Source organism: Aquabacterium sp., assembly GCF_004297345.1.
In the GTDB taxonomy this organism is placed as follows: Bacteria; Pseudomonadota; Gammaproteobacteria; order Burkholderiales; family Burkholderiaceae_C; genus Aquabacterium.
The window spans coordinates 1-4,772 of record NZ_SCTN01000174.1 but is presented as its reverse complement, the minus strand read 5'-3'; the positions used below and the strand labels follow the sequence as shown (position 1 = coordinate 4,772).

At 56.6% G+C, this 4,772-nt stretch carries 4 protein-coding genes; all 4 read left to right on the top strand.

What is annotated here, in order from left to right:
- Nucleotides 1-526, top strand: a 526-nt coding sequence (locus EPO09_RS05930; protein WP_290641164.1) for a type 4a pilus biogenesis protein PilO, incomplete at its 5' end; no start/stop codon positions are given.
- Nucleotides 523-1,059, top strand: a complete 537-nt coding sequence (locus tag EPO09_RS05925) for a pilus assembly protein PilP (RefSeq protein ID WP_290641162.1) — start codon at nt 523-525, stop codon at nt 1,057-1,059. The genes EPO09_RS05930 and EPO09_RS05925, both read left to right, overlap by 4 nt.
- Nucleotides 1,060-1,082: 23 nt before the next feature.
- A complete protein-coding gene (gene pilQ, locus EPO09_RS05920; protein WP_290641160.1) occupies nt 1,083-3,272 on the top strand; it encodes a type IV pilus secretin PilQ in 2,190 nt (729 codons plus the stop codon).
- Between the two features lie 47 nt (nt 3,273-3,319).
- A partial coding sequence (locus tag EPO09_RS05915; protein ID WP_290641157.1) for an Ig-like domain-containing protein occupies nt 3,320-4,772 on the top strand: 1,453 nt, incomplete at its 3' end.

Here is a 4,772-nt window from a genome sequence, read left to right as displayed (position 1 = left end):
TGCGCAAAGTGATGAACTCCAGGTTGAGCGCGACAAGGAGCCCAGCCTCAAAGACGAGTACCGCTCGAAGGTGGCTCAGGCGGTCAACTTGAGCGAGTTGCGCAAGCAGCGCATTCAGGTCGAAGAGTATGTGAAACAGCTTGAGAAGCAGTTGCCAGGCAAGGCCGACATGGATGACTTGCTTTCAGACATCAACCAGGCGGGCCTGGGGCGTGGACTGGAATTTGACTTGTTCCGTCCGGGGCAGGTGTCTGTCAAGGACTACTACGCTGAATTGCCCATCTCGATTCGTGTGACAGGGCGCTTCCATGACATTGGTGCATTCACTGCTGACATCGCCAATCTGTCGCGCATCGTGACGTTGCACAACCTGGTGATCGCCGCTGCCGCCAAGGACAAGGACCCTCAAGGTAACTTGTACATGGAGGCCACAGCACGAACCTACCGCTATCTGGATCAGGCTGAAATCGATGCCATGCGTGCCGAGAAAGCCAAGCAGAAAAAAGACAAGGGGGATAAGAAATGAGTAGCCCCCAACGTTGGATGATCTCTTGCGCGGCTGTGTTGTCCTTGACGGCATGCAGCGGTGAACAAGACGAGTTGCAGGCCTGGATGGACCAGCAGCGCCATGAGGTGCACCCGAGCGTGCAACCGCTGTCGCCGCCTCAGAAGTTCAATCCGCAGTCCTATACCGGAGCCGACGGCGTCGAGCCTTTCAGCAATCAAAAGCTGACTGGGGCGCTCAAGCAGGAAGCCAGGCAGCCCAATTCTGCCGTGGCAGCTGAACTCAACCGGCGTAAGGAGCCTCTGGAGGCCTTCCCGCTGGACAGCATGAACATGGTCGGCAGTGTCAACCGCAAGGGCGTACCGTATGCGCTGCTCAAGGTGGACAACCTGCTTTACCAGGTGAAGGTGGGTGAGTACCTGGGGCAGAACTACGGGAAGATCACCAAGATCACCGAAACCGAAATCACCTTGCGTGAAATTGTTCAAGACGCCGCTGGCGAGTGGATCGAGCGGCCGACGACCTTGCAGTTGCAGGAAGGCGGTAGCCGATGAAAACGAATCTGGAGATGATGACTATGAAACCGTGGCGTGTTGCTTTGGCTGGGCTGTCCTTGGCATTGGTGTCGCCGCTGACCTGGGCCGCAGCGGCTATCCAGGCCATCACCAGCACCCAGCAGGCCGGCTCGGACGTGGTTCGCATTGACCTGTCGGAACCCCTTGCCACTGTGCCTGCCGGTTTCGTCGTGCAGACACCGCCCCGTGTGGCGATTGACTTGCCGGGTGTCACCAACGGCCTGGCGCGCAACGCGGTGGACATCAACCAGGGCAATGTGCGCTCGGTTAATGTGGTGCAAGCGGGCGAGCGTACGCGCCTGGTGCTCAATCTGCGTCAGTCCACGACGTACCGTGCCCAGTTGGATGGCAAGAGCCTTTTGTTGATTCTGGATTCGGGTGCCAACCAGGCCGCTGCAGCCGCAGCAACAGCAGGCGCGGCGCCAACGGGCGCCGCAGCGACCAAGACACCAGCCAAAGCTGACGAGACCGTGCGTTTCGCCGAGAACAAGAACGTCAATTCTCTGGCCTTGAAGGACATCGACTTCCGCCGTGGTCAGGATGGTGCAGGCCGCGTGGTTGTGGAGTTGCCCAACAACCAGGTGGGTGTGGACATCAAGCAGCAAGGTCAGAGCCTGGTTGTCGAGTTTGTTCGTGCTTCGCTGCCTGAGCGCCTGCGTCGTCGTTTCGACGTGATGGACTTTGGCACGCCTGTGCAGACCGTTTCGGCCAGCCAGGTTGGCGAACGCGTCAAGCTGGTCGTTGATCCAAAAGGCGATTGGGAGCACTCGGCCTACCAAAGCGACAATCAGTTCGTGCTGGAGGTGCGGCCTCGCAAGGTGGATCCCAACAAGCTGACGCAAGGCCCTGGCTACTCGGGCGAGAAGCTCTCGCTGAACTTCCAGAACATCGAAGTGCGCGCGCTGCTGCAAGTCATTGCCGATTTCACCAACTTCAACGTGGTGACCAGCGATACCGTGACAGGTAACGTCACCTTGCGCTTGAAGGATGTGCCGTGGGATCAGGCGCTGGACATCATCATGCAGGCCAAGGGTCTGGGTGTTCGCAAGTCCGGCAACGTGCTGTGGATTGCACCCAAGGACGAGATCAACGCCAAGGAAAAGATTGACCTGGAAGCCAAGGCTCAGGTGGCTGCGCTGGAGCCTTTGCGCACCCAGGCTTTCCAGTTGAACTACACCAAGGCAGAAGAAATTGCCAAGGGCCTGACAGGGACCAACTCTGGTGGCAGTGGCGGCGGTGGCACGGCAGCTCGGATCTTGTCTCCTCGCGGCAGTGTGATTTTCGAAACGCGAACCAATCAACTGTTCGTCAACGACATCCCCTCCAAGCTGGAAGAGATCCAGCAGATGATCACCAAGATCGACATTCCTGTGCGTCAGGTGTTGATCGAGGCGCGTATTGTCGAGGCCAGCGATACGTTCGGACGTTCGCTGGGCGTGCGTCTGGGGGCGCTGGACATGCGCGGCGTGCGCGGCGGCACGACTGGTTATGGTGTGGGCGGAGACAATCGTGTCGCCATCACAGGCACCTATCAAGGCGTAGGCGAGCAGACACTGCAGGCTGCGGCGACGTCCGGTAGCTACACGCCCAACTCCTACTTCGTGAACCTGCCTAGCGGCGGCTTCAACGGGTACACCGCGTCGTCAGTGGCTTTGTCTCTGTTCGGTGCCAGTTCCAACCGATTCCTGAACCTGGAGTTGTCTGCGCTGGAGTCGGATGGCAAGGGCAAGATCGTGTCGAGCCCACGTGTGATCACGGCAGACCAAGTCAAGGCTTTGATCGAGCAAGGTACTGAATTGCCGTATCAAACCGCGACGTCGAGCGGTGCGACGGCGATTGCGTTCCGCAAGGCCAACCTGAAGCTGGAAGTCACGCCTCAGATCACGCCTGAGGGCAGCATCATTCTGGATGTCGATGTCAACAAGGACAGCGTGGGCCAGGTGACCAATGCTGGGTATGCCATTGATACCAAGCACGTGCAAACGCAGGTTCTGGTGGAAAACGGCGGTACGGTTGTGATCGGCGGCATTTTCCTGCAAAGCGAAAACAGCACAGACACCAAAGTACCGTTCCTGGGTGACATTCCTTTCCTGGGCAATCTTTTCAAATCCAACACCAAGCGGGCAGACCGTTCAGAGCTTCTGATTTTCCTCACCCCCAAAGTGGTGACGGAAAAGGCAGGCATGCGCTGAAGCTTGGTTGATCGTGATGGCATGATTCCCACATGGGAGAGATGAATATGAAGTTGAAAACGAGTGTTGCGATTGTGGCGTTGACCGCGCTGCTGAGTGCATGTGGCGGCGGCGGCGGGTCTTCCGGGACTTCGGCGTTTGGCAATACCAGTTCGAGTACTACTACGACGACGACCGCCACCAATGTGACGTCCAATACGTCGGGCTCTGTCGTGCTGTCACTGACAAGTAGCACGATCAGTGCATCTCAACCGGCCACAGTGACTGCGGTGGTCAAGGATTCATCTGGTGCGCCGATTGCAGGCGCATTGGTTCAATTCGCTATCACTGGTAGCACGTCAACTATTGCGCAGTTGTCGCCTGCCTCGGCTATCACGGATGCAAATGGCCAAGCTGCCGCAACGTTGACTCCCGCGACCGGGGCAACAAGTGGCGCGGCGTATGTATCTGCCAGTGCGGATACCGCAGCAGGTACTTTGACGGCGAAGTCTGCGTTTTCTGTCAGTGCCACCAATGTGATTTTGAACAGTGTGGCTGTTGTGCCTGGGTCTATCAGTGCATATGGGTCTTCATCTGTCAATATTGGTGTCACAGGCGCGAGCAGTACCAATCCAGTGACGGTGAATATTTCATCCACCTGCGCAACGGGTGGTAAGGCAACCATTTCTCCGTCAACCTTGACGTTGACCGGTGCAACTGGCACGGTGACGTACCAAGACAAGGCTTGTAGCGCAACTGATCGCATCAATGTGCAAATTGCGGGTACCACGCAACAACAATCAGCTGATTTGATTGTTGCTGCACCAGCTACGCAAAGTATTCAATATTCGTCAGTGGATAACGCGAATATTTGTTTGCTAGGTACCGGTTGTCCAAGCGTTGCGAACGTGGTTTTCAAGGTGGTTAACGTTTCGGGCGCAGGACAAAGTGGCGAACGCGTGGACTTCAGCCTTGATTCCGCTTCAAGTAATTTTGCAGATCTCGGGTCGCAGTTTGGAACGACCGCGGTAGATGGCACTGTTACTGTATCGGTTGCAAGTAGGCAGACACCGACGCCGTTGCGCGTGACCGCGAAGCTGCACTCGAATGCGGCCATTCAGACCGTGTCAAACGTATTGACTATCTCAGGTGGTTTGCCTGTTGCGGGTTTGACTGAGAATCACACTGGGATATCTTTTGCAGCGTCGAAGTATGCTTTGAACTACAACGTTGATGGTGACTTCGCCGACCTGACTTTGCGTCTGACGGATCGCTATGGAGCGGGTGCAGTGGATGGTACGGCTGTCAGCCTTGTTTCCGATGGAGGCACGGTTGTTCCTGCATATTGCGTTACCAAAGATGGCACGTGTGGGGTGAAGCTTTATGTAACTAATCCCCGCCCAACCAATGGGCGAGTGCATATTCTTGCGTATGCAAAGGGACAGGAATATTTTGTTGATACCAACGGCAATGGAACGTTCGACGTTGGAACGGAGACTGTCTATGACGACGTTCCTGTTG

Coding starts and splice junctions, on each gene's coding strand:
- pilQ (WP_290641160.1), top strand. CDS start 1,083: ATGAAACCGTGGCGTGTTGCTTTGGCTGGGCTGTCCTTGGCATTGGTG.
- EPO09_RS05925 (WP_290641162.1), top strand. CDS start 523: ATGAGTAGCCCCCAACGTTGGATGATCTCTTGCGCGGCTGTGTTGTCC.